Annotated in this window: 24 protein-coding genes; 16 read left to right on the top strand and 8 right to left on the bottom strand. The window is 64.0% G+C overall.

From position 1 onward, the window contains the following. The first annotated feature begins 13 nt into the window (after positions 1–13). The 13 genes from nuoI to HWX25_RS23650 all read left to right on the top strand — a co-directional run bounded on the left by nuoI (position 14) and on the right by HWX25_RS23650 (position 11,517). On the top strand, positions 14–502 hold the full coding sequence (gene nuoI, locus HWX25_RS23710; protein ID WP_011885529.1) for an NADH-quinone oxidoreductase subunit NuoI: 489 nt from the start codon (positions 14–16) through the stop codon (positions 500–502). Positions 503–616: 114 nt separating this feature from the next. Then, positions 617–1,267, top strand: coding sequence for an NADH-quinone oxidoreductase subunit J (locus HWX25_RS23705; RefSeq protein ID WP_059533200.1), 651 nt, complete (start codon positions 617–619; stop codon positions 1,265–1,267). An 18-nt stretch (positions 1,268–1,285) separates the two neighbouring features. Beyond that, positions 1,286–1,591 (top strand): NADH-quinone oxidoreductase subunit NuoK, encoded by a 306-nt coding sequence (gene nuoK / locus HWX25_RS23700; RefSeq protein WP_004185739.1) that lies wholly within the window; start codon positions 1,286–1,288, stop codon positions 1,589–1,591. A gap of 17 nt (positions 1,592–1,608) precedes the next feature. Further along, positions 1,609–3,657 (top strand): NADH-quinone oxidoreductase subunit L, encoded by a 2,049-nt coding sequence (gene nuoL / locus HWX25_RS23695; RefSeq protein WP_175910861.1) that lies wholly within the window; start codon positions 1,609–1,611, stop codon positions 3,655–3,657. Between the two features lie 18 nt (positions 3,658–3,675). Next, on the top strand, positions 3,676–5,166 hold the full coding sequence (locus tag HWX25_RS23690) for an NADH-quinone oxidoreductase subunit M (RefSeq protein ID WP_175910859.1): 1,491 nt from the start codon (positions 3,676–3,678) through the stop codon (positions 5,164–5,166). A gap of 36 nt (positions 5,167–5,202) precedes the next feature. Then, positions 5,203–6,657, top strand: a complete 1,455-nt coding sequence (nuoN, locus tag HWX25_RS23685; RefSeq protein WP_175910931.1) for an NADH-quinone oxidoreductase subunit NuoN — start codon at positions 5,203–5,205, stop codon at positions 6,655–6,657. Next, positions 6,657–6,953, top strand: a complete 297-nt coding sequence (locus HWX25_RS23680) for a DUF2818 family protein (RefSeq protein WP_059533192.1) — start codon at positions 6,657–6,659, stop codon at positions 6,951–6,953. The genes nuoN and HWX25_RS23680 overlap by 1 nt, the downstream gene beginning before the upstream one ends. Positions 6,954–6,994: 41 nt before the next feature. Then, positions 6,995–7,585, top strand: coding sequence for an NUDIX hydrolase (locus HWX25_RS23675; protein ID WP_059533190.1), 591 nt, complete (start codon positions 6,995–6,997; stop codon positions 7,583–7,585). Positions 7,586–7,721: 136 nt separating this feature from the next. Continuing rightward, positions 7,722–8,144: a DUF1178 family protein gene (locus HWX25_RS23670; protein WP_006750470.1), complete on the top strand. Its 423-nt coding sequence runs from the start codon at positions 7,722–7,724 to the stop codon at positions 8,142–8,144. 54 nt (positions 8,145–8,198) lie between these two features. Further along, complete coding sequence (locus HWX25_RS23665; protein WP_044844732.1) at positions 8,199–9,395, top strand: acyl-CoA dehydrogenase family protein; 1,197 nt, start codon at positions 8,199–8,201, stop codon at positions 9,393–9,395. 19 nt (positions 9,396–9,414) lie between these two features. Beyond that, positions 9,415–10,548: an acyl-CoA dehydrogenase gene (locus HWX25_RS23660; RefSeq protein ID WP_175910857.1), complete on the top strand. Its 1,134-nt coding sequence runs from the start codon at positions 9,415–9,417 to the stop codon at positions 10,546–10,548. Positions 10,549–10,582: 34 nt separating this feature from the next. Next, positions 10,583–11,044 (top strand): MaoC family dehydratase, encoded by a 462-nt coding sequence (locus tag HWX25_RS23655; protein WP_059533186.1) that lies wholly within the window; start codon positions 10,583–10,585, stop codon positions 11,042–11,044. Beyond that, a complete protein-coding gene (locus HWX25_RS23650) occupies positions 11,041–11,517 on the top strand; it encodes a MaoC family dehydratase (protein ID WP_175910855.1) in 477 nt (158 codons plus the stop codon). Before HWX25_RS23655 ends, HWX25_RS23650 begins: the two co-directional genes overlap by 4 nt. Before the next feature lie 51 nt (positions 11,518–11,568). On the opposite strand, the gene HWX25_RS23645 is transcribed toward HWX25_RS23650, so the two are convergent. Together HWX25_RS23645 and HWX25_RS23640 are read right to left on the bottom strand one after the other, a co-directional pair. After that, positions 11,569–12,261 carry a glutathione binding-like protein gene (locus HWX25_RS23645; protein ID WP_175910853.1) on the bottom strand — a complete coding sequence of 231 codons (693 nt, stop codon included), beginning with the start codon at positions 12,259–12,261 and terminating at the stop codon, positions 11,569–11,571. 149 nt (positions 12,262–12,410) lie between these two features. After that, positions 12,411–13,202, bottom strand: coding sequence for an enoyl-CoA hydratase (locus tag HWX25_RS23640; RefSeq protein WP_175910851.1), 792 nt, complete (start codon positions 13,200–13,202; stop codon positions 12,411–12,413). A 210-nt stretch (positions 13,203–13,412) separates the two neighbouring features. Between HWX25_RS23640 and HWX25_RS23635 the strand changes: the two genes are divergently transcribed. Continuing rightward, positions 13,413–14,069, top strand: a complete 657-nt coding sequence (locus HWX25_RS23635; RefSeq protein ID WP_059533180.1) for a glutathione S-transferase — start codon at positions 13,413–13,415, stop codon at positions 14,067–14,069. A 49-nt stretch (positions 14,070–14,118) separates the two neighbouring features. Here the strand turns inward: HWX25_RS23635 and HWX25_RS23630 are convergent, their stop codons facing one another. Both HWX25_RS23630 and HWX25_RS23625 read right to left on the bottom strand, forming a co-directional pair. After that, positions 14,119–15,291, bottom strand: a complete 1,173-nt coding sequence (locus HWX25_RS23630; protein ID WP_175910848.1) for a pyridoxal phosphate-dependent aminotransferase — start codon at positions 15,289–15,291, stop codon at positions 14,119–14,121. A 33-nt stretch (positions 15,292–15,324) separates the two neighbouring features. Next, a complete protein-coding gene (locus tag HWX25_RS23625) occupies positions 15,325–15,822 on the bottom strand; it encodes a putative toxin-antitoxin system toxin component, PIN family (RefSeq protein ID WP_059820670.1) in 498 nt (165 codons plus the stop codon). Positions 15,823–15,879: 57 nt separating this feature from the next. On the opposite strand from HWX25_RS23625, the gene yaaA reads away from it, so the two are divergent. Continuing rightward, positions 15,880–16,662 carry a peroxide stress protein YaaA gene (yaaA, locus tag HWX25_RS23620; RefSeq protein WP_059820671.1) on the top strand — a complete coding sequence of 261 codons (783 nt, stop codon included), beginning with the start codon at positions 15,880–15,882 and terminating at the stop codon, positions 16,660–16,662. Between the two features lie 88 nt (positions 16,663–16,750). Further along, positions 16,751–17,905 (top strand): carboxypeptidase family protein, encoded by a 1,155-nt coding sequence (locus HWX25_RS23615; RefSeq protein ID WP_175910838.1) that lies wholly within the window; start codon positions 16,751–16,753, stop codon positions 17,903–17,905. Between the two features lie 82 nt (positions 17,906–17,987). On the opposite strand, the gene HWX25_RS23610 is transcribed toward HWX25_RS23615, so the two are convergent. The 4 genes from HWX25_RS23610 to HWX25_RS23595 all read right to left on the bottom strand — a co-directional run bounded on the left by HWX25_RS23610 (position 17,988) and on the right by HWX25_RS23595 (position 21,791). Continuing rightward, positions 17,988–18,641, bottom strand: coding sequence for a hypothetical protein (locus tag HWX25_RS23610; protein WP_059533169.1), 654 nt, complete (start codon positions 18,639–18,641; stop codon positions 17,988–17,990). Between the two features lie 136 nt (positions 18,642–18,777). Further along, positions 18,778–19,452, bottom strand: coding sequence for an energy-coupling factor ABC transporter permease (locus HWX25_RS23605; protein WP_175910836.1), 675 nt, complete (start codon positions 19,450–19,452; stop codon positions 18,778–18,780). Between the two features lie 75 nt (positions 19,453–19,527). Further along, positions 19,528–20,364 (bottom strand): response regulator transcription factor, encoded by an 837-nt coding sequence (locus HWX25_RS23600; RefSeq protein ID WP_059820674.1) that lies wholly within the window; start codon positions 20,362–20,364, stop codon positions 19,528–19,530. A gap of 209 nt (positions 20,365–20,573) precedes the next feature. Beyond that, positions 20,574–21,791 (bottom strand): DUF2863 family protein, encoded by a 1,218-nt coding sequence (locus HWX25_RS23595; protein ID WP_059533163.1) that lies wholly within the window; start codon positions 21,789–21,791, stop codon positions 20,574–20,576. Between the last annotated feature and the right edge of the window lie 272 nt (positions 21,792–22,063).

Genomic DNA, 22,063 nt, shown 5'->3' with positions numbered 1-22,063 from the left:
ATCGGACGAAATCATGACTGCAATCCAACACTTCTTTAAGACCTTCTTCCTGACGGAGCTGCTGAAGGGGCTCGCGCTGACCGGTCGTTACACGTTCCGGCGCAAGTTCACCGTGCAGTTCCCGGAAGAGAAGACCCCGATTTCGCCGCGTTTCCGCGGGCTGCATGCGCTGCGCCGCTATGAAAACGGCGAAGAGCGCTGCATCGCGTGCAAGCTCTGCGAGGCCGTGTGCCCCGCGATGGCGATCACGATCGAGTCGGAAACGCGCGCGGACAACACGCGCCGCACGACGCGCTACGACATCGACCTGACGAAGTGCATCTTCTGTGGTTTCTGCGAGGAAAGCTGCCCGGTCGATTCGATCGTCGAGACGCAGATCCTCGAGTACCACGGCGAAAAGCGCGGCGACCTGTATTTCACGAAGGAAATGCTGCTCGCGGTGGGCGATCGCTACGAGAAGGACATCGCTGCGGCGAAGGCCGCCGACGCGCCGTATCGTTGATTGTGTTTGCAGTGCCGGCCCGGCATGAACGGGCCGAGCCGCCGCGACGGGTGCGGCTCGCGAGAGCGTCCCGCAAGCCGCGCCTGACTATGGCCTAACGATGAACCGGTAATCATGGAATTCACGACCGTACTGTTCTACATCTTCGCGCTGCTCCTGGTGGTATCAGGGCTGAAGGTGATCACTTCGCGCAACCCGGTGGCGTCTGCGCTTTTCCTTGTGCTGGCGTTCTTCAACGCCGCCGCGATCTGGATGCTGCTGGAAGCGGAGTTCCTCGCGATCCTGCTGGTGCTGGTGTACGTGGGCGCCGTGATGGTGCTGTTCCTGTTCGTCGTGATGATGCTGGACATCAACATCGATTACCTGCGCCGCGACTTCAAGCGCTTCGTACCGATGGCGACCGTCGTCGGCGCGATCATCGTGGTCGAGACCGCGCTGATCCTGTGGCGCGGCTACGGCGACACGCACACGGTGCACGCGATGGCGACGGGCGCGATGGCCGACTGGTCGAACACGCGCCTGATCGGCAAGGTGATCTACACCGACTACATCTTCGCGTTTGAAATCGCCGGCCTGGTGCTGCTGGTCGCGATCATCGCCGCGATCGGGCTGACCGAGCGCAAGGGCAAGGACAGCAAGCGCCAGCGCGTGTCGGATCAGGTCAAGGTGCGCCGTAATGACCGCGTGCGCCTCGTGAAGATGGAAGCGGACAAGCCGCAGCCGGAAACGGCGCAGAGCGAAGCCGGTACGAGCACCAACGGCTAAGCGGAGGAAAAGAAAACCATGCTGACTCTTGCTCATTACCTCGTGCTCGGCGCGATCCTCTTTGCGATCGCGATCGTCGGGATCTTCCTGAACCGCCGCAACATCATCATCATCCTGATGGCGATCGAACTGATGCTGCTGGCGGTGAATACCAACTTCGTCGCGTTTTCGCACTACCTCGGCGACGTGCACGGCCAGATCTTCGTGTTCTTCGTGCTGACCGTCGCCGCAGCGGAAGCCGCGATCGGTCTCGCGATTCTGGTGACCCTGTTCCGTAAGCTCGACACGATCAATGTCGAGGATCTCGATCAGCTCAAAGGTTAATTTCAGGCAACGCTGTTATGTCAACGACACTCAATGAAAACCTGCTGCTGGCGATTCCGCTCGCTCCGCTGGCCGGCTCGCTGATTGCGGGGCTGTTCGGGAACGCAGTGGGGCGCAAGGGCGCACACCGGATCACGATCCTCGGCGTATTGATCGCGTTCCTCCTGTCGGCGAAAGTCTTCCTCGACGTGATGGGCGGCGCGAGCTTCAACGCGACCGTCTACGAATGGATGAACGTCGGCTCGCTGAAACTCGAAGTCGGCTTCCTCGTCGATTCGCTGACCGCGATGATGATGGTCGTCGTGACCTTCGTCTCGCTGATGGTGCACGTGTACACGATCGGCTACATGTCGGAAGAAGACGGCTACCAGCGCTTCTTCTCGTACATCTCGCTGTTCACGTTCTCGATGCTGATGCTCGTGATGAGCAACAACTTCCTGCAGCTGTTCTTCGGCTGGGAAGCGGTGGGTCTGGTGTCGTACCTGCTGATCGGCTTCTACTTTACGCGTGAGAGCGCGATCTACGCGAACATGAAGGCGTTCCTCGTGAACCGCGTGGGCGACTTCGGCTTCCTGCTGGGCATCGGCCTGCTGCTGGCGTTCGCAGGTTCGATGAACTACGGCGAAGTGTTTGCGAAGCGCGCCGAACTCGCAAGCCTGCACTTCCCGGGCACCGACTGGGGCCTGCTGACCGTCGCCTGTATCTGCCTGTTCATCGGCGCGATGGGTAAATCGGCGCAGTTCCCGCTGCACGTGTGGCTGCCCGACTCGATGGAAGGCCCGACCCCGATCTCCGCGCTGATTCACGCGGCGACGATGGTGACGGCCGGCATCTTCATGGTGTCGCGCATGTCGCCGCTGTTCGAACTGTCGGATACCGCGCTGTCGTTCATCACGGTGATCGGTGCGATCACGGCACTGTTCATGGGCTTCCTCGGGATCGTCCAGAACGACATCAAGCGTGTCGTCGCGTACTCGACGCTGTCGCAGCTCGGCTACATGACCGTCGCGCTCGGCGTGTCCGCTTACCCGGTCGCCGTGTTCCACCTGATGACGCACGCGTTCTTCAAGGCGCTGCTGTTCCTCGGCGCCGGTTCGGTGATCATGGGCATGCACCACGACCAGGACATGCGCAACATGGGCGGCCTGCGCAAGTACATGCCGATCACGTGGATCACGTCGCTCGTCGGTTCGCTGGCGCTGATCGGTACGCCGTTCTTCTCGGGCTTCTACTCGAAGGACTCGATCATCGACGCGGTGAAGCTGTCGCATCTGCCGGGTTCGGGCTTCGCGTACTTCGCGGTCGTCGCGAGCGTGTTCGTCACGGCGCTGTACTCGTTCCGCATGTACTTCCTGGTGTTCCACGGCGAAGAGCGCTTCCGTAAGCCGAAGCATCCGGAATCGCCGATGGGCATGGCGGCCGCGCACGGCCACGACGATCACGGCCATGGTCATGACGACCACGCGCACGAGCCGCACGAGACCCCGTGGGTCGTGTGGGTGCCGCTGGTCCTGCTGGCAATTCCGTCGGTGATCATCGGTGCGATCGCGATCGGCCCGATGCTGTTCGGCGACTTCTTCCAGCACGGCGTCGCGTTCGACAAGGTGATCTTCATCGGCGAAAACCATCCGGCACTGGCCGAGATGGCCGAAGAGTTCCACGGCTGGGTGGGCATGGGTCTGCACTCGGTGTCGGGCCTGCCGGTGTGGCTGGCGCTCGCCGGTGTCGTCGTTGCGTGGTTCCTGTACCTGAAGCGTCCGGAGCTGCCGGCGTCGATCCGCCGCGCGTTCGGTCCGATCTACACGCTGCTGGACAACAAGTACTACATGGACAAGATCAACGAAGTGGTGTTCGCCCGTGGTTCGGTGGCGATCGGCCGCGGCCTGTGGAAGGAAGGCGACGTCGTCGTGATCGACGGTCTCGTCAACGGCAGCGCGCGGTTCATCGGCTGGTTCGCCGGCGTGATCCGCTTCCTCCAATCCGGTTACATCTATCACTACGCGTTCGCCATGATCATCGGCATGCTGGGGCTCCTGACCCTGTTTGTAACGCTCGGCGGCAAATAAGGCGGGGGGACAACACTAATGCACGCTTTTCCGATTCTCAGTACCGCGATCTGGCTGCCGATCGTTTTCGGCCTCCTCGTGCTCGCGGTGGGTAACGACAAAAATCCGGGGACGGCTCGCTGGGTCGCGCTGATCGGTTCGCTGCTCGGTCTCGCGGTCACGATTCCGCTGATCACGGGCTTCGACTCGAGCACGGCTGCGCTGCAGTTCGTCGAGCAGTCGACCTGGATCGAACGCTTCAATATCTCGTACCACCTTGGCGTCGACGGCATCTCGATGTGGTTCGTCGTGCTGACCGCGCTGATCACGGTGATCGTCGTGATCAGCGCGTGGGAAGTGATCACCGAGAACGTCGCGCAGTACCTCGCGGCCTTCCTGATCCTGTCCGGGATCATGATCGGCGTGTTCTCGGCGGCCGACGGCCTGCTGTTCTACGTGTTCTTCGAGGCGACCCTGATCCCGATGTACATCATCATCGGTGTGTGGGGCGGCCCGAACCGCGTGTACGCGGCGTTCAAGTTCTTCCTGTACACGCTGGCCGGCTCGCTGCTGATGCTGGTCGCGCTGATCTACCTGTACACGCAGACGCATTCGTTCGACCTCGCGACGTGGCAGAACGCCAAGATCGCGATGACGCCGCAGATCCTGCTATTCATTGCATTCTTCCTCGCGTTCGCGGTGAAGGTGCCGATGTGGCCGGTGCACACCTGGCTGCCGGACGCGCACGTGGAAGCGCCGACGGGCGGCTCGGTCGTGCTGGCGGCGATCATGCTGAAGCTCGGCGCGTACGGTTTCCTGCGTTTCTCGCTGCCGATCACGCCTGACGCAAGCCACTTCCTGGCACCGGTCGTGATCACGCTGTCGCTGATCGCGGTGATCTACATCGGCCTCGTCGCGATGGTGCAGGCCGACATGAAGAAGCTGGTCGCGTATTCGTCGATCGCGCACATGGGCTTCGTCACGCTCGGCTTCTTCATCTTCAACCAGCTCGGCGTTGAAGGCGCGATCGTCCAGATGATCTCGCACGGCTTCGTGTCGGGCGCGATGTTCCTGTGTATCGGCGTGCTGTACGACCGCGTGCACTCGCGTCAGATCGCCGATTACGGCGGCGTCGTGAACGTGATGCCGAAGTTCGCGGCATTCGCGATGCTGTTCTCGATGGCCAACTGCGGCCTGCCGGGCACCTCGGGTTTCGTCGGCGAATTCATGGTGATTCTCGCGGCTGTCCAGTACAACTTCTGGATCGCATTCGGCGCGGCATTCACGCTGATCCTCGGCGCCGCCTACACGCTGTGGATGTACAAGCGCGTGTACTTCGGCGCGGTCGCGAACGATCACGTTGCCAAGCTGAAGGACATCGGCCGTCGCGAATTCGTGATGCTGGCCGTGCTCGCCGCGTTCACGCTGCTGATGGGTCTGTATCCGAAGCCTTTCACCGACGTGATGCACGTTTCCGTGGAAAACCTCCTCTCCCACGTCGCGCAGTCGAAGCTGCCGCTGGCCCAGTAATCGCGAGCGGAGGAAATCAAGATCATGAACGCACCTATGAATGTCCTGTTGCCTGACGCGCTGGTGATGGTCGCCATCGTCGTCGCATGGCTGAACGACACCTTTACCGGTGCCGCTGGCCGCCGCCTGACCTATCTGATCGCGGTGGTTTCGTCGGTCGTCGCCGGCGTGTGGTTCGCGGTGCAGGCGCTGGACCCGCAGCAGTATTATTTCTTCTCGCGGATGGTCGTCGTCGACTCGTTCGCGAGCATGATGAAGGCCGTCGTGTCGCTCGGCTTCGCGGTCTCGCTCGTCTATTCGCGCAAGTACCTCGAAGACCGTGACATGTTCCGCGGCGACGTGTTCCTGCTGGGCATGTTCTCGCTGCTCGGTCAGCTGGTGATGGTGTCGGGCAACAACTTCCTGACGCTGTACCTCGGCCTCGAACTGATGTCGCTGTCGCTGTACGCCGTCATCGCGCTGCGCCGCGATGCCGCGCAGTCGAGCGAAGCCGCGATGAAGTACTACGTGCTGGGCGCGCTCGCGTCGGGCTTCGTGCTGTACGGCATTTCGATGCTCTACGGCGCGACCGGCTCGCTCGAGCTGGGCGAGGTGTACAAGGCGGTCGGCGGCAACACCGACGCGGCCGTGCTGATGTTCGGCGTGGTCTTCATCGTCGCCGGTATCGCGTTCAAGCTCGGCGCCGTGCCGTTCCACATGTGGGTGCCGGACGTCTACCAGGGCGCACCGACCGCGATGACGCTGTTCGTCGGCGGCGGCCCGAAGGTTGCCGCGTTCGCGTGGGGCCTGCGTTTCCTGGTGATGGGCCTGCTGCCGCTCGCACAGAACTGGCAGACCGCGCTCGTGATCCTCGCCGCGCTGTCGCTGATCGTCGGTAACATCACCGGTATCGTCCAGCGCAACATCAAGCGGATGCTCGCGTACTCGGCGATCTCGAACATGGGCTTCGTGCTGCTCGGCCTGCTCGCCGGCATCGTGAAGGGCGACGCGACCGCTCCGGCGAACGCGTACAGCTCGGCGATGTTCTACGCGATCGTCTACCTGATCACGACGCTCGGCTCGTTCGGCGTGGTGATGCTGCTCGCACGCCGCGATTTCGAAGCGGAAACGATCGACGACTTCAAGGGCCTCAACAAGCGCAGCCCGGTGTTCGCGTTCGTGATGATGGTCATGATGTTCTCGCTGGCCGGTATCCCGCCGACCGTCGGCTTCTACGCGAAGCTCGCGGTGCTCGAGGCAACCGTCAACGCGGGTCTCACGTGGCTGGCCGTGCTGGCTGTGATCACGTCGCTGTTCGGCGCGTTCTACTATCTGCGCATCGTCAAGCTGATGTACTTCGATGCACCGCAGGATGCGACCCCGGTCACCGGCGATTTCTGCAAGCGCACGATCCTCGTGCTGAACGGTATTGCAGTCGTGGTGCTCGGCCTGATCCCGAGCCCGCTGTTGACGGCCTGCCTGCAGGCGATCCGTCACACGCTGCCGCTGTAATGTCGGCAGCTGGCTGGTTCATCGTGCTGTTGGCGCTCGTATGCGCCAACGTGCCGTTCCTGAACCAACGCCTCTTCGCCGTCGTACCGATCGGTGCGACGAAGAAGAACGCGTGGGTTCGGATCGGCGAGCTGATCGTGCTGTATTTCGTCGTCGGTGCGCTCGGCTTCTGGCTCGAGTCGCGCGCCGGCAACCGCTTCGAACAGGGCTGGCAGTTCTACGCGATCACGTTCAGTCTCTTCGTTGTGTTCGCGTTTCCCGGCTTCACGTTCCAGTATCTCGTCAAACGACGCTGACGGCTTCGGCCGTCGCGTGCTCATTCCTCCGGAGCCCGCCGATGGCCGAACTACCCAATCACGACGCCGCACTGACCGAAACCTGCCTCGAGAGCGAGGCGATTTTCGACGGCTCGTTCCTCAAGCTGAAGCGCGATACCGTTCGTTTGCCCGACGGCAAGCAGGCCACGCGCGAATACGTCCAGCATCCCGGCGCGGTGATGGTGATCCCGCTGTTCGACGACGGCCGCGTGCTGATGGAAAGCCAGTATCGCTATCCGATCGGCAAGGTCATGGCCGAATTCCCCGCCGGCAAACTTGATCCGAACGAGGGCGCGCTTGCCTGCGCGGTGCGCGAACTGCGCGAGGAAACCGGCTACACGGCACGCGAATATGTGTTCCTGGCCCGGATTCATCCGATCATTTCCTATTCGACCGAATTCATCGACCTGTATCTTGCGCGCGGCCTGACGGCCGGCGAGCGCAAACTCGACGAAGGCGAATTCCTCGAAACCTTCACGGCGACGCTGCCCGACCTTCAGGAGTGGGTGCGCACCGGTCAGATCACCGACGTGAAGACGATCATCGGCACGATGTGGCTCGACAAGGTCCTGTCCGGCGCCTGGCCGCTCGGCCCGGTCGAGAAGCCCTGACGGCGCGTCAGCGGCGGGTGGGGCGCCGCGTTACAATCCTGTGACGCGGCCGCTGTCCGGCCGCGCGATCCTGGTTTAGCACGATCGTTCACAAACGCGCGTTTTGCGCTACACTCGCCACACGCCCTGATTCAGCATGAAGGTCCTCGATTTACAGTGCCCGCACGGTCATCGGTTCGAAGGCTGGTTCGCTTCCGCCGATGAGTTCGAAGCGCAGTTGTCCCGCAAGCTGGTCGAATGTCCGGTGTGCGGAACGACCGAGATCAACCGGATGCCGTCGGCGCCGCGCCTGAACCTGTCGGGCGCGACGCAGGCACAGCCGGCCGATCCGCGCGCGCTGCAGGCGCAGGTGATGCGCGCGCTACGCGAGGTGCTGGAGAAGACCGAGAATGTGGGCGAGCGCTTCGCCGAGGAAGCGCGGCGCATTCATTACAACGAGGCGCCGGCGCGCAGCATTCGTGGCGTCACGACGCCGGAGGATGCGCAATCCTTGGTCGAAGAAGGCATCGACGTGATGCCGCTGCCGATTCCTGCCGCGCTGAAAGAACCGCTGCAATGACGTACGCAGTGTGTCCTTGCCGGGCCGGACGGCCGCGGTCAGGAGACACTGCGCATGGATCTGGATTATTCCCCCGCCGACGACGCGTTCCGCGTCGACGTCCGCGCCTGGCTTGAGGCCAACCTGCCTCATGCACTGCGCGCCAAGGTACTCGATCACAAACGACTCGACCGCGAGGATTTCGCGAGCTGGCACCGGATTCTCGGCCAGCGCGGCTGGTCCGCGCCCGCATGGCCGGCCGAATACGGCGGTCCGGACTGGAACGCGACCCAGCGCCACATCTGGGATGAGGAGTGCGCACGCATCGGCGCGCCGACCGTGCTGCCGTTCGGTGTATCGATGGTCGCGCCGGTGCTGATGAAATACGGCAGCGAAGCGCAGAAGCGCCACTATCTGCCGCGCATTCTGGACGGCACCGACTGGTGGTGCCAGGGTTATTCGGAGCCGGGCTCCGGGTCGGATCTCGCATCGCTGCGCACGCGTGCCGAACGTCACGGCGACCACTACGTCGTCAACGGCCAGAAGACATGGACGACGCTGGGCCAGTACGCGGACATGATGTTTTGTCTCGTGCGCACCGATCCGGCGGCGAAGAAGCAGGAGGGCATCTCGTTCCTGCTGATCGACATGAAGACGCCCGGCATCACGGTGCGCCCGATCATCACGCTCGATGAGGATCACGAAGTCAACGAGGTGTTCTTCGAGGACGTGAAGGTGCCCGTCGAGAATCTCGTCGGCGATGAAAACCGCGGCTGGACTTACGCGAAATACCTGTTGGGCCACGAGCGCACCGGCATCGCACGCGTCGGCGCGTCGAAGCGTGAGCTCGCATTCCTGAAACGCGTGGCGTCGAACCAGCGCAAGAACGGCAAGCCGCTGCTTGCCGATCCGGTGTTTGCCGCGAAGGTCGCGGCGCTCGAAGTCGAGCTGATGGCGCTCGAGGTGACGGTGCTGCGTGTTGTGAGCCGCGAGACGAGCGGCAAGGGGCCGGGCCCCGAGGCATCGATGTTGAAGATCAAGGGCACCGAGGTGCAGCAGGCGCTTACCGAGCTGATGTTCGAGGCGATCGGCCCGCTCGCCGCGCCGTTCGACGTCCCGTTTCTCGAGGGCGAACGCGAACACAGCAGCGCGGGCGACGATGATGCCGCGCCGCTCGCCGCCTACTACTTCAATTACCGGAAGACGTCGATCTACGGCGGTTCGAACGAGATTCAGAAGAACATCATCGCGCAGATGATCCTGGGGCTGTGATCAGGGAACGGAGACAACCATGGATTTCAGCTTTACCGATGAGCAGCAACAGTTTGCCGACGCGCTGCGCCGTTATCTCGGCGAGCAATACGGTTTCGACGCGCGCCAGGCCATCGTGCGAAGCGATGCCGGCGTGTCGGACGCGCAATGGAGCGCATTCGCGGAGCTGGGCCTGACCGCGCTGCCCGTGCCGGATGCGCAGGGCGGCTTCGGCGGCGGCCCGGTCGACATGCTGGTCGCGATGCAGGAGCTCGGCCGTGCACTCGTGGTCGAGCCGTACTGGGCGACGGCGGTCGGCATCGAGGCGCTGCGTGTCGCCGGGTCCGGCACGGGCGACGATGCCGCGCTGCTGGAAGCGGTCGCGCAAGGGCAGAAGCGCCTGGCCGTTGCATTCCACGAACCACGGGCACGCTACGACCTGTACGAACTCGATACGCACGCGCGCGATCACAGCGGCACGTATCGGCTGACCGGCACCAAGTCGGTCGTTCAGCACGGCGCCCAGGCGCATGCGTGGATCGTGCCCGCGCGCGTCGATGGCGGCAGCATCGGCCTGTTCGTCGTCGAGCGCGATGCCGCGGGGGCGAAGCTCGTCGACTACCGGACGATCGACGGCCAGCGCGCTGCGACGATCGAGCTGCATGACACAGCCGCGCGGCAGTTGACGGGCGGCGCACGCGATGCGGCCGCACTCGAGCAGATTGCCGATTACGCGACCTTCCTGCTCTGCGCGGAAGCGGTCGGCGCACTCGACGAGCTGAACCGCGCGACGGTCGAATACACGAAGACGCGCGAACAGTTCGGCGTACCGATTGCACGTTTCCAGGCACTGCAGCACCGGATGGTCGACATGCTGATTCACGCGGAGCAGGCGCGCTCGCTGACTTACCTGGCCGCGGTGCGTTACGCGGGCGGCGATGCCGATGCGCGTCGCAAGGCGGTGTCGGCCGCGAAGGCGCGGGTCGGCGCGGCCGCACGCTTCGTCGGCCAGCAGGCGGTGCAACTGCACGGCGGCATGGGCGTGACCAATGAGGTTGCCGCCGCACACCTGTTCAAGCGGCTGTCGATCATCGAGACGACACTCGGCGACACCGATCATCATCTTGCGCGCATCGCGGCCCTGCCGGATTTCGCGCAGACCGATGCGGCATGACGGCGACGCGCGAGCGCGCCATAGGAGATAGACAGTGGGTATCAGTTACGAAGATCTGGAAGTCGGCAGTACGACCGAAATCGGCCGCTATACGTTCGAATCGGACGACATCAAGGCGTTCGCGCAACGCTACGATCCGCAACCGTTCCACCTCGACGAGGAGGCTGGCAAGGCATCGCCGTTCGGCGGACTCGTTGCGAGCGGCTGGCATACGTGTTCGGTGTTCATGAGCCTGCTCATCAAGAAGCTGGGACCGGATTCGACCAGCATGGGCTCGCCCGGCATCGACTCGATCCGCTGGCTCAAGCCCGTGCGTGCCGGCGACACGATCACGATGTATCAGAAGGTCCACGACAAGCGCGTGTCGGAGAGCAAGCCCGATCGCGGCATCGTGTCGACGGAGTGGATCGGCGTCAACGGCGCCGGCGACACGGTGATCACCGTGCATACCAAGGTGATCTTCGGACTGCGTCATCCGCAAGGGGCGGGCGCATGACGGACGTGACATTGCCGCTGATCGCGTCTGCGCGAGCGCTGCACGAGCGCGTCGGCGCGGAGCCGCTCGCGAGCGGCTGGGTCGAGATCGATCAGCGTCGCGTCGATGGTTTTGCCGACGCCACCGGCGATCACCAGTGGATTCACGTCGATCCCGAGCGGGCGCGGCGCGAGTCGCCGTTCGGCGGCCCGATCGCGCACGGATTCCTGACGCTGTCGCTGATTCCCGCGCTGATGACCGATGCGATGCGCTTCGAGCAGAAGATGGGCGTGAACTACGGACTGAACCGCGTGCGGTTCCTGAAGCCGGTGCCGGTCGGCGCACGCGTGCGCGCGCTGTTCGCGGTGAAGGAAGCCACGGAGGCCGCGCGGGGTGGTGTGCAGGTGACGTGGTCGGTGTCGATGCAGGTCGAGCGTCCGGACGTGCCGTTGCTCGTTTGCGCGGCGGAATTCATTACGCTGCACTACTTCTGATGCGCGCGGCGGCATCGACGGATGCCGCCGCGTCGCACGGCGCGTGGTTCGTCAGTGCTTTGCGTATTGCGTCGCGCCGAACAGCATTTCGCGTGCCTTGTCGTCCTGCAGCGGCTTGCGCAGCGATGCGAGTACTTCGACGCCCCGCTGCACGGCCGGACGCGCGGCAATCGTTTCGTGCCAGCGCTTCACGTTCGGCAGTTCGTCGAGCACGATGCCCTGGTTCTGCCATGAGCGCGTCCATGGGAACGTCGCGATGTCCGCGATCGTGTATGTGTCGCCGGCGAGATATTCGGATTCGCCGAGACGCTTTTCCATCACGTTGTACAGGCGCTTCGCTTCGTTCGTATAGCGATTGATCGCATAGTCGATCTTCTCCGGCGCGTACAGCCGGAAGTGGTGCGCCTGCCCGAGCATCGGGCCGACGCCGCCCATCTGGAACATCAGCCATTCGAGCGTCGCGTAGCGTTCGGCCGGCTCGGTCGACAGAAACTTGCCGGTCTTTTCCGCCAGGTACACGAGGATCGCGCCCGATTCGAACAGCGAGATCGGCTTGCCGCCGGGGCCGTCCGCGTCGACGATCGCGGGGATCTTGTTGTTCGGGCTGATCTTCAGAAATTCGGGCTTGAACTGGTCGCCCGCGCCGACATCGACCGGATGCGCACGATACGCGAGGCCGGTTTCCTCGAGCGTGATGTGTATCTTGTGGCCGTTCGGGGTCGCCCAGCTGTAGACGTCGATCATCGTCAACTCCTTTATTGCATGCGCGAAAACGGCGCCGGCGGGGCGCCGCGACAGGCGGTCATTAGAGCATGGATCGATACGGGCTGCAGGCGACGGAAACGTGCGGCCGCGCGCCTGTGCGTGCGTGTCGTCGCAGCGGCGGCGGCGGATCAGCGCTTGTAGCGCGGTTGGCGTTTCTCGAGGAATGCGGTAATGCCTTCGAATGCATCCGCGTGATGCAACGATGCGACGAAGTGATCGCGCTCGGTGCCCAGATGCGCATCGAGCGGCTGTGCGGTCGCATCGTCGAGCAGCGACTTGATGCGCGTGAGCGCGTTCGGCGAGATGCCGGCAAGCGAGTCGGCCCATGCGAGCGCGTCAGACAGCGCGGCACCGGGCACGGCGAGCCGATTGACGACGCCGAGCGCATGCAGGCGGTCGGCCACGACGGGCTTGCCCTCGAACAGGATTTCGGCGGCGAGCGCACGCGGCAGTGCGCGCGCGAGGAACCACGAGCCGCCGCCGTCGGGCGTGAGGCCGACGCGTGCGTACGACATCACGAACTTCGCGTCGTGCGCGGCAACGATCAGGTCGCATGCGAGCGCGAGCGAAAAGCCCGCGCCGGCCGCCGCGCCTTCGACTGCCGCGATCACGGGCTTGCTCGTTGCGCGGATCGCCGTGATCCACGCGGCGAGCTGATCGATGCTGTCGGCCTGATAGGACGGATCCTTCGAGCGGTTGTCGAGCAGCCGGTTCAGGTTGCCGCCCGCGCAAAAGAAACGATCGGCACCGGTGAGCACGACCGCGCGAATGGCGGGGTCGCACTCGGCGGTGGCGAGCGCCTCGACGCCGGCCGCATACATGTCGGGATGCAGCGCGTTGCGTGCGCCGGGATTGGACAGCGTGAGGACGAGCGTCGATTCGCTCTCGGGGGGGCGCGAGGCCAGCAGTTCAGCACTCATGCGAAGGTGTCTCCATCGGATGGCGAGGCTGCGACACCGCATGCTGCGCGGGCGCATGCGCATACCCGTGAGGGCGCTGTCGCAGCGGATGTATTGTTGTCATGACGGACGCGAAACTGCTTTAGACTAGCACGAACGTGCTTTTCAGCGCGACGTATCCCGATGCCGCCGGCATCGCCGCGGCGCGCTTCAGCAACGAAGGAGACTCCGATGCTACAGCTGTGCGGTATTCCGTTGTCCAACTATTACAACAAGGTGAAGTTCGTCCTGCTCGAACATGACATCCCGTTCGAGGAATCGGCATGCAGTCTGCCGATCAGTGATCCGGCACTGCTCGCCGATTCGCCGCTCGGCAAGATTCCGTTCTTGAAGACGGAAGAGGGCGCGCTGTTCGAATCGCAGGTGATCATCGAGTATCTGGCGGCGCGTTATCCCGACAAGGCCATTTTTCCGGCCGGACCGTTCGCGGCCGCGAAGGTGCGCGAACTCGTCGAGACGCTCGAGCTGTATCTCGAATGGACCGCGCGCGAGGTCTATACGGAAGCGTTTTTCGGCGGCAAGGTCAGCGACGGGATGAAGGCGCACGTCGAGAAGCGCCTGCCGCGCGCGATCGATGCATTCAAGCGGATGACGCAATTTTCGCCCTACGTGCTCGGCGACACGTTCACGCTGGCGGACATTGCCGCGGCGATCCATCTGCCGGTGATCGGAATGGCGACGAAGGCCATCTTCGGCCGCGATTTCCTGCTCGACGCCGGCATCGACTGGAAGGCGCACGCGAAGCTGGTCGGTGAGCGGCCGGTCGCGCAGCGCGTGGCGGCCGATCGCAAGGCCTATGTCGAGGCGACGAGCGCCGCACGTTCGTAAGCGCGGCGCGGGCGCGGTGTCGTACCGTGCCCGGCCGCCCATGCAGGACTTACAGGCGTGCGAGCCGTTCGAGTGCGGATGCGAGCGTGCTTTCCTGTTTCGCGAAGCAGAAGCGCACGACGCCCGATTCGTGCGGCTCGTGATAGAACGCCGACACGGGAATCGCCGCCACGCCGATCTCCGACGTGAGCCACTTCGAGAATTCCGCTTCGGACAGGTCGCTGATCGCCGAATAGTCGACGCACTGGAAGTACGTGCCGGGGCACGGCAGCAGCTTGAAGCGCGTGCGCTCGAGGCCGGCGCGGAAGAAGTCGCGCTTCTTTTGGTAAAAGTCGGGCAGCGTCAGGTACGGTGCCGGATCGCGCAGGTAGTCGGCAAGCCCGATCTGCATCGGCGTGTTCACCGTGAACACGTTGAATTGATGGACCTTGCGGAACTCCGCGGTCAGCGCGGCAGGCGCCGCGACATAGCCAACCTTCCAGCCCGTCACATGGTAGGTCTTCCCGAAGCTCGACACGATGAAGCTGCGCGCGGCCAGTTCCGGGTAGCGCGCGACGCTTTCATGCCGCGCACCGTCGTAGACCATGTGTTCGTACACTTCATCCGACAGGATCAGCACATTGGTGCCGCGCACGATCTCCTCGAGCTTGCGCATGTCGGCCTCGCGCCACACGGTGCCGGTCGGGTTGTGCGGCGTGTTGATCATGATCATCCGCGTTTTCGGCGTGATCGCGGCGGCCAGGCGATCGAACGGGATCGCATAGTCGGGCGCTTCCAGCGTGACGAACACGGGCTTGCCGCCGGCAAGCTCGATCGACGGCAGATAGCTGTCGTAGGTCGGTTCGACGACGATTACCTCGTCACCCGGATGGACCGCGCACAGGATCGCCGTCAGCAGGGCCTGCGTCGCGCCGGCCGTGACCGTGATCTCGGTGGCCGGATCGTAGCGCCGGCCGTAGACCTGCGCGATCTTGTCGGCGATCGCGTCGCGCAACGGCGCGACGCCGGCCATCGGCGGATACTGGTTGTGACCGTTGCGCATCGCGGCCGCGACCGCGTCGACGATGCGCGGGTCGCAGTCGAAATCCGGGAAGCCCTGGCCGAGGTTCACGGCGCCTTTCTCGGCGGCGAGCGCGCTCATGACCGTGAAGATCGTCGTGCCGATGTTCGGCAGGCGCGAGGGGAAAACGGGAGTCGTAGGCATGTCGGAAGGAGCGTTCATCGATACGGTCGCAAGCGGGTGGCGCCGGGCCCGTCAGGCCGGCGTGGTAGTGGTGGCCAATGCGGCATCGAGCGCGCAGGCTTCGGTGAACGGCGCGGGCTGCGCGATCCGGAAGCCGAAGTCGCGCGCGGTGCGCTTCGCGAGCTTGAGCAGCGCACGGTCCTTCGACACGAGCCAGTCGGCCTGCGCGGCGCGCGCGAGCTCGAGAAATTTCTGGTCGTCGCGGTCCTTGCACTTCGGCAGGGGCGGCGCGTCGGCGTCGACGGGTGGCGGCTCGACGAGGCTCGTCAGGCGGGCGACCGTCGCGAGCGCTTCGGCCTTGTCGATCGCGCGCGCCTGAAACTGCGGGTAGTCGAGCACGAGCTCGAGTTCGTTCAGGCAGCGGCCGTCGATTACGGCGGCCAGCGTGCCGCGTTCGAGCGCCGCCCGGATCGGGCGGGTGGCAGGGTCGTCGAATACGAGTATGTCGATCCAGACGTTCGAGTCGAGCACGACGCGATGTGCGGCATGCGGGGCGAGAGAGCGGGTCATTCGTTACAATCAGTGGTTTTCGTCTGACCGCAAGGCACGGCGTGCCAGCGAGCCTCTATGATAATCGTTCTCTCCCCAGCCAAATCCCTCGACTACGATACGCCCGCCCACGTCCCGTCTTACACGAAGCCTGCATTCGTCGACGATGCGTCGGAACTGATCGACGGCCTGCGCAAGTTGTCGCCGCAGGACATCTCGACGCTGATGGACATCTCCGACCCGCTCGCGCGGCTGAACTTCCAGCGCTATGCGGACTGGTCGCCGACGTTCACGACGGCCAACGCGAAGCAGGCGGTGCTCGCCTTCAACGGCGACGTGTACGAAGGGTTCGATGCCAAATCGTTGTCGGCCGCTGATCTCGACTATGCGCAGCACCACGTGCGCGTGCTGTCGGGCCTGTACGGGCTGCTGCGTCCGCTCGACCTGCTGCAGCCGTACCGGCTCGAGATGGGCACCCGTTTCGCGAACGCGCGCGGCAAGGATCTGTATGCGTTCTGGGGCGACCGGATTACGCGGGCGCTGAACGAGCAGCTCGAGACGCGTAGCGGCGCGGCGCGCGTGCTGGTCAACTGCGCGTCGACCGAGTACTTCAAGTCGGTCAAGCCGAAACTGCTGGCCGCACCGATCGTCACGCCGGTGTTCGAGGACTGGAAGGGCGGTCGCTACAAGATCATCAGCTTCCATGCGAAGCGCGCCCGTGGCCTGATGGCGCGTTACATCGTCGAGAACCGCATCGCCGAACCGGCGGCGCTGAAGGATTTCGCGGTGGAAGACTACGCGTTCGATGCCGCTGCGTCGAACGATTCGACTTACGTATATCGCCGGCGAATCGGCGAGTGACCAAGCCGGCCGTTCACGAGACGGCCGGCGCATGCATGAGGCTGGACACGCGGCAAACCGCCGGTTCCGGTCGACACTGGAGAGATAGATGACCCTTTCGATCACCAGCAATTTCGACGCGGGTGCCATCGGCGTCGTGTCGTGCGACAGCCCCGACGCGATCCGGCTGCGTGTACGCGGCGACAACCGCTCGGAATTCGCCCAATGGTTCTACTTCCGTTTGACGGGCGCACGCGGTGAGCGGTGCGTGATGTCGTTCGAGAATGCGGCCGAATGCGCGTACCCGTCGGGATGGCGTAACTACAGCGCGGTCGCGAGCTATGACCGGGTCGACTGGTTCCGCGTGCCGACGACGTTCGACGGCAAGACGATGACCATCGACCATACGCCCGAGTTCGACAGCATCTACTACGCGTATTTCGAGCCGTACTCGGAAGAGCGTCATGCCGCGTTCCTCGGCGCGGTCCAGCAATTGCCGCAGGCGAGCGTCGTCGAGCTCGGCCGAACGGTTGAAGGCCGTCCGATGTCGCTGCTGACGCTCGGTACGCCGGAGGTCGACGGCGCACCGAAGAAGAAGGTGTGGATCATCGCACGCCAGCATCCGGGCGAGACGATGGCCGAGTGGTTCGTCGAAGGGCTTGTCAAGCGGCTGGCCGGGTGGGGCGACTGGGCGGGCGATCCGGTGGCGCGCAAGCTGTACGACCGCGTGACGTTCTACATCGTCCCGAACATGAATCCGGACGGCAGCGTGCACGGCAACCTGCGCACCAACGCGGCGGGCGCGAACCTGAACCGCGAGTGGATGGCGCCCGATGCCGAGCGCAGCCCCGAAGTGCTGGCCGTGCGCGATGCGATCCATTCGATCGGCTGCGACATGTTCTTCGACATTCATGGTGACGAGGATCTGCCGTACGTGTTCGTCGCGGGTTCGGAAATGCTGCCGAGCTTCACGGAGCAGCAGGGCAAGGAGCAAACCGCATTCATCGATGCGTTCAAGGTCGCGAGCCCGGATTTCCAGACCGAGCACGGTTATGCGGCGAGCAAGTACAAGGAAGACGCGCTCAAGCTTGCGTCGAAGTACATCGGCCATCAATTCGGCTGCTTGTCACTGACGCTCGAGATGCCGTTCAAGGACAATGCGAACCTTCCGGACGAACGGGTCGGCTGGAACGGCGAGCGGAGCGCCGCGCTCGGCGCGGCGATGCTGGCGGCAATCCTGGTGCACGTCGAGACGTTCGCATAAGCGTACCGTCGTCGATATGAAAAAGCCGGCGCATCGTGCGATGCGCCGGCTTTTTTGCTTCTGTCGTTGCCGCTCCGTCGGATCAGGACTTCTTCGCGGTTTTCTTCTTCACGGCTTTCTTCTGGCCGCTTGATTTCTGCGTTGCGACGGCTTTCTTGCCGGTGCGGCCGGATGCCTTGGCCTTGACCTTGCCGCGGTGCGACTTGCCCTTGAACTTCTTCGTCGACGACGACGGGCGTTCGACACGCGGCTTCAGTGGCGGCACCGGATCGTTCCAGCTGAACGCCAGCATTTGCTGGCCGACATAGCCGCAGCGGAATTTCAGCGGTGTCGGGTCGCTGCCGTCGCTGTGGACACCGAGACCGTCCACGGTGACGATGTTGTCGACCTTCACGCGCTGCTTGCCCTGATCGAACGAATCGTTCCACGGCGTGATCGTCGCGTTGCCGCTTTCGAACGCGTTCGGCGCGAAGTCGACGCGGTCGAAGGCCGTCGACGTGCTGGCGATGAAGCTGCCGTGCGCCGCACAATCGGCGACGATCGGATCGGCATGCATCTCGTTGACGAATTTGTTGATCAGTTCGGAGCGCTGGTCGAGGAGGTCGGCGAATACCGGTGCCGGAAGCGCAAGCGACAGGCCCGCGACACAGGCTGCCAGCTTGCCGAACGCCCGGAAGATCCGGAGCGAGGCAGGTGAGCTGTCCATCTGGTTATTGGTGAGGAGCGAATGAGACATCGGGCACGTATAGATGCCCGATGAAGATCAGGAGTTCAATCTTAGCGTAAAAAAGTTGTGCGGCAGTAGACGTCGCACTCTCCCGCGCTGCGGAAGCGGATCGTCACGCGCGCCGATCGCACCGGGACCGGCACGTTCAGGCGCGCGGACCGCCGAGGCGATAGCGCCGAACGTCGAACGTCGTGACCCACGCCGGACGATAGACGGCGATGAGCGCGGTGGCCATGCCGGTGAACCACGCTTCGCCGAGCGCGAGCAGCGCGGTGTTCAGCAGATAGCCTGCTGGAATGACGACGGGAGCGCCGTCCGCGAGAGCGAGCTGGACTCCGGCTGCGGCCGCTGCGACTGCGACGATCGCGATGGCCGGTGACAGGAATCCCTGGCCGGTGATAAACGACGCGAGATTGTGCGGGAGCCACGCGATCGCGGCGCGTTGCAGCAACGCGGACACGGCGACCGGTAGCGCACCGTAGATCAGATAGGTCACGCCGACGCCTTGCCACGGCGCATCGAAGACGATAGCGGCGACGGCTGTGACGGCACCCATCGCGATCAGCGCAAGCGTCCAGTCGAACAGCGTGACGAGCAGCGTCGCGCCGAGCAGGTGCATGACGATGCCGTCCTCGAGCCACGCATTCGAGGCCCAGAGCACCGTGATCGCGGTGACGAGCGCGAGCCACACGTGCTGGAGCGTTGCGTCCTGGAGACGGACGAAGGGACGATTCCAGAGCGCGAGCGCGAGCAACGCCACGGTGGCGATCCAGCCACCGATGCCAACCCAGAGCGGAAGCGGTGTGAAAAGAAAACCCATGCGTTCATATTACTCGTTGAGCATCGAAGGTGGGAATCCGCACATGTCGACCGTCGCAATATCGATACTGTCCGATCAGCGCTCGCGCCGAAACCGCGCTGGCGGTTCGGCCGCGAGCGGCAGGTCCCGGGTATCGGTGTTCGCGGCGGGCAGCGGGTATGGACGGTCGTTCCGTTGCATGCGCAGCGGAACCGGGCCGCGTTCGCCGATGACGGGCTTGCTTGCACGATCACGGTTTGCCAGCAACACCTCGAGATGCGGCGACAGCCATCCGTTGTAGATCGCGACTGCGGCGGCGCGGTTTGCCGCGCCCAGCTGCTGGAAGATGCTGGCGAGGTGGATCTTTACGGTGCCTTCGCTGATGCCGAGCGTGCGAGCGATCATCTTGTTGGTACTGCCCATATGGACGAACCGCATGATCTGCGCCTGTCTGGGCGACAGGAGACCACTTGGCGGGCGGCGCGGCAGCGATCCGGCGAGCGTCTGGAAATGGGCGTCGTGGCATACCGCGGCAGTGGAGGGCAGCAAGCTGAGTGCGATGGGCGGGATGTAATGGCCGCCCAGCAGAACCATTTCGAGCGCCCGCACGATCAGGTGCGGCCGTGTGGAGTGCGGGATCACACCCGCGACGCCATAGTTGTAGAAGCGCTGGATGGCTTCCGGCGTGGATTCGTCGATTAGTACCGCGACGGGCGTTGGCGAGCAGGCGCTGCAGAGCGCTTGGAGTTCGCAGAGGCGGCCGACGTCCAGCCAGTCGATGGCAACGAGGTCGAAGCGCTGGGTGCGCAGCAGCCGGCGCGCCTGGAAGCCATCGGGCGCATCGTTGATGCTGGCGTGACGGTCGATCTGCCGCAGCAGGGCCTTCAGTCCGTCACGCCGTTCGGCGTCTGAGTTCAGCACCAGGAACCGCATATTCAACCTCCGTAAGGTGAGTCATTGAGCTGCCGTTGGCATGCGTTGGATCCGATAATGACAAAAACCTTACACGAAGTCTGCTTGGCTGAAAGGCTTAGGAGAAGTCTGAAATTTCGAATGACGGAAATGCGGACCAGAAAAAAGCCGCTCCGGCTGGAACCGGGAGCGGCTTCGTCGGGCAGGCGCTGCGGGCCTGCAGTGTGCGATCAGTGAAAGTGCGGTTGGGCGGGCGAGGCGTCTTCTGGCATTTCCGCGTGGACAATTTCGCCGAGCGGATCCGCATAGAGCGGCACGCCGCAGTCGTCGCAATATTCCGGCTCGAAGCGGCCCGCGTGCCGGCGGACGTCGGTTACGCCGCATTCCTTCAGCAGACTCACTATCTCCTCGAGCGGCCCTTCGATCGGTGCTTCGCCTTCGAGCGTCGCGCTGTCGATCGACACGTCGCCGTTTTCGCGGCCGTAGAGCGGCCACACGACACCATAGATCACGTCGTTGCTGGCACGTCGCGTGAAGCCGACGCGATACTCGTCGATCCGTCGCTCGCCGAAGCCTGCGACCACGGCGCGCAGCTCTTGCGGTGCCGTACCAAGTGTGTCGAAAAGATAACGGATCGCCGTTCGGACCGTGTGCGGACGGATGCGCTCGTCCGCATCACGGCAGGCCGAATAGTATGCGTCCGGGAGCAGGCATTCGAACTCGCAGCCGGGGAGAGCAATCGACAGGTTCGGACCGCCCTGCGCGGTCCATTGCTCGAGACACTGGCCGCGTTCGATCCGATTGCCGTGCTCTTCTTCCTGCCAGCGGAACAGCGGAGCGCCGGCTGGCGCGGCGACGACGGCGAGGAGAAAGCGTGGGTCTGCCAGGATCGGCGAGGTTTCGGGCAAGTCTCCGAAGCTGAGCTTGGCGGCGTGCTGGCCGAGCGCCGCGTGCGCGAGCTGCTGGGCGAGCCGGTAGGTCTCGACGTGGTGGCGCGGCAGTTGGTCGATGCTGTACAGGAACGGGGCGAGGCCGACCAGCGTGCCGGTGGCGAGCACGTGCGCTTGCAGGTGCGTGCGCAGTGCGTCGGCGACGTCGCCTTTCAGCGGGCCCGACGGAATCATGTAGCGCGTCCAGGCAAGAACGGGAACGGCGACCAGCAGCGCATCGTACGGCTGGCCGTCGTGCTCGATCACCATCGATTCACTATGCGTCTCGGCCATGTCGGCGAGCGCGCCATAGGCATCAGGGTGGTTCTGCTGCAGATGGTCGAGTGCCGCGTCGAGCGTGGTCTGGTTGCCGTTGCGAACGATCTTGGCGAGTAGCGCATCGAGCTTCGCTTCCCAGAAGCGATCCTCGATGCGGCTGCCCGAGGCGAAGAGCGCAAGCGACAGGCCGACCAGTTTGTCGGCGTCGGGGGGGAGGCGTTTGGCGATTCGCTGGCGCATATTAAATACGTATAGAAAGGGGCGAAGAACCTCACATTCTAGTCCGTTCTTTGCACCATAAGCGGTCTCGTGCTCCGGCATGGCCGGAAGGCTGAATCGGCGAGGATGAAGAAAAATCCATCAAACCCTTGCGCGATCGCCGGGAGCTGCTTAGAATCACGCCTCTTTCGCGCTAACGGAAACGCGGCGCGGGAGGAGAAGGGAAGCGGTGCGGACGAGGGCAGGTTGTAGAACCTCAGCGCACACGAAGTTGAACCCCAGTCGTCGCAACG

This window comes from Burkholderia sp. BCC1640 (assembly GCF_902833125.1).
In the GTDB taxonomy this organism is placed as follows: Bacteria; Pseudomonadota; Gammaproteobacteria; order Burkholderiales; family Burkholderiaceae; genus Burkholderia; species Burkholderia diffusa.
This window is presented reverse-complemented; position numbering and strand designations above follow the sequence as displayed.

Coding starts and splice junctions, on each gene's coding strand:
- HWX25_RS23660 (WP_175910857.1), top strand. CDS start 9,415: ATGGATTTCAGCTTTACCGATGAGCAGCAACAGTTTGCCGACGCGCTG.
- nuoK (WP_004185739.1), top strand. CDS start 1,286: ATGCTGACTCTTGCTCATTACCTCGTGCTCGGCGCGATCCTCTTTGCG.
- HWX25_RS23595 (WP_059533163.1), bottom strand. CDS start 21,791: ATGCGCCAGCGAATCGCCAAACGCCTCCCCCCCGACGCCGACAAACTG.
- HWX25_RS23640 (WP_175910851.1), bottom strand. CDS start 13,202: ATGAGTGCTGAACTGCTGGCCTCGCGCCCCCCCGAGAGCGAATCGACG.
- HWX25_RS23630 (WP_175910848.1), bottom strand. CDS start 15,291: ATGAACGCTCCTTCCGACATGCCTACGACTCCCGTTTTCCCCTCGCGC.
- HWX25_RS23705 (WP_059533200.1), top strand. CDS start 617: ATGGAATTCACGACCGTACTGTTCTACATCTTCGCGCTGCTCCTGGTG.
- HWX25_RS23625 (WP_059820670.1), bottom strand. CDS start 15,822: ATGACCCGCTCTCTCGCCCCGCATGCCGCACATCGCGTCGTGCTCGAC.
- HWX25_RS23615 (WP_175910838.1), top strand. CDS start 16,751: ATGACCCTTTCGATCACCAGCAATTTCGACGCGGGTGCCATCGGCGTC.
- HWX25_RS23635 (WP_059533180.1), top strand. CDS start 13,413: ATGCTACAGCTGTGCGGTATTCCGTTGTCCAACTATTACAACAAGGTG.
- HWX25_RS23675 (WP_059533190.1), top strand. CDS start 6,995: ATGGCCGAACTACCCAATCACGACGCCGCACTGACCGAAACCTGCCTC.
- HWX25_RS23600 (WP_059820674.1), bottom strand. CDS start 20,364: ATGCGGTTCCTGGTGCTGAACTCAGACGCCGAACGGCGTGACGGACTG.
- HWX25_RS23610 (WP_059533169.1), bottom strand. CDS start 18,641: ATGTCTCATTCGCTCCTCACCAATAACCAGATGGACAGCTCACCTGCC.
- HWX25_RS23680 (WP_059533192.1), top strand. CDS start 6,657: ATGTCGGCAGCTGGCTGGTTCATCGTGCTGTTGGCGCTCGTATGCGCC.
- HWX25_RS23645 (WP_175910853.1), bottom strand. CDS start 12,261: ATGATCGACGTCTACAGCTGGGCGACCCCGAACGGCCACAAGATACAC.
- nuoL (WP_175910861.1), top strand. CDS start 1,609: ATGTCAACGACACTCAATGAAAACCTGCTGCTGGCGATTCCGCTCGCT.
- HWX25_RS23690 (WP_175910859.1), top strand. CDS start 3,676: ATGCACGCTTTTCCGATTCTCAGTACCGCGATCTGGCTGCCGATCGTT.
- HWX25_RS23665 (WP_044844732.1), top strand. CDS start 8,199: ATGGATCTGGATTATTCCCCCGCCGACGACGCGTTCCGCGTCGACGTC.
- nuoI (WP_011885529.1), top strand. CDS start 14: ATGACTGCAATCCAACACTTCTTTAAGACCTTCTTCCTGACGGAGCTG.
- HWX25_RS23670 (WP_006750470.1), top strand. CDS start 7,722: ATGAAGGTCCTCGATTTACAGTGCCCGCACGGTCATCGGTTCGAAGGC.
- nuoN (WP_175910931.1), top strand. CDS start 5,203: ATGAATGTCCTGTTGCCTGACGCGCTGGTGATGGTCGCCATCGTCGTC.
- yaaA (WP_059820671.1), top strand. CDS start 15,880: ATGATAATCGTTCTCTCCCCAGCCAAATCCCTCGACTACGATACGCCC.
- HWX25_RS23605 (WP_175910836.1), bottom strand. CDS start 19,452: ATGGGTTTTCTTTTCACACCGCTTCCGCTCTGGGTTGGCATCGGTGGC.
- HWX25_RS23650 (WP_175910855.1), top strand. CDS start 11,041: ATGACGGACGTGACATTGCCGCTGATCGCGTCTGCGCGAGCGCTGCAC.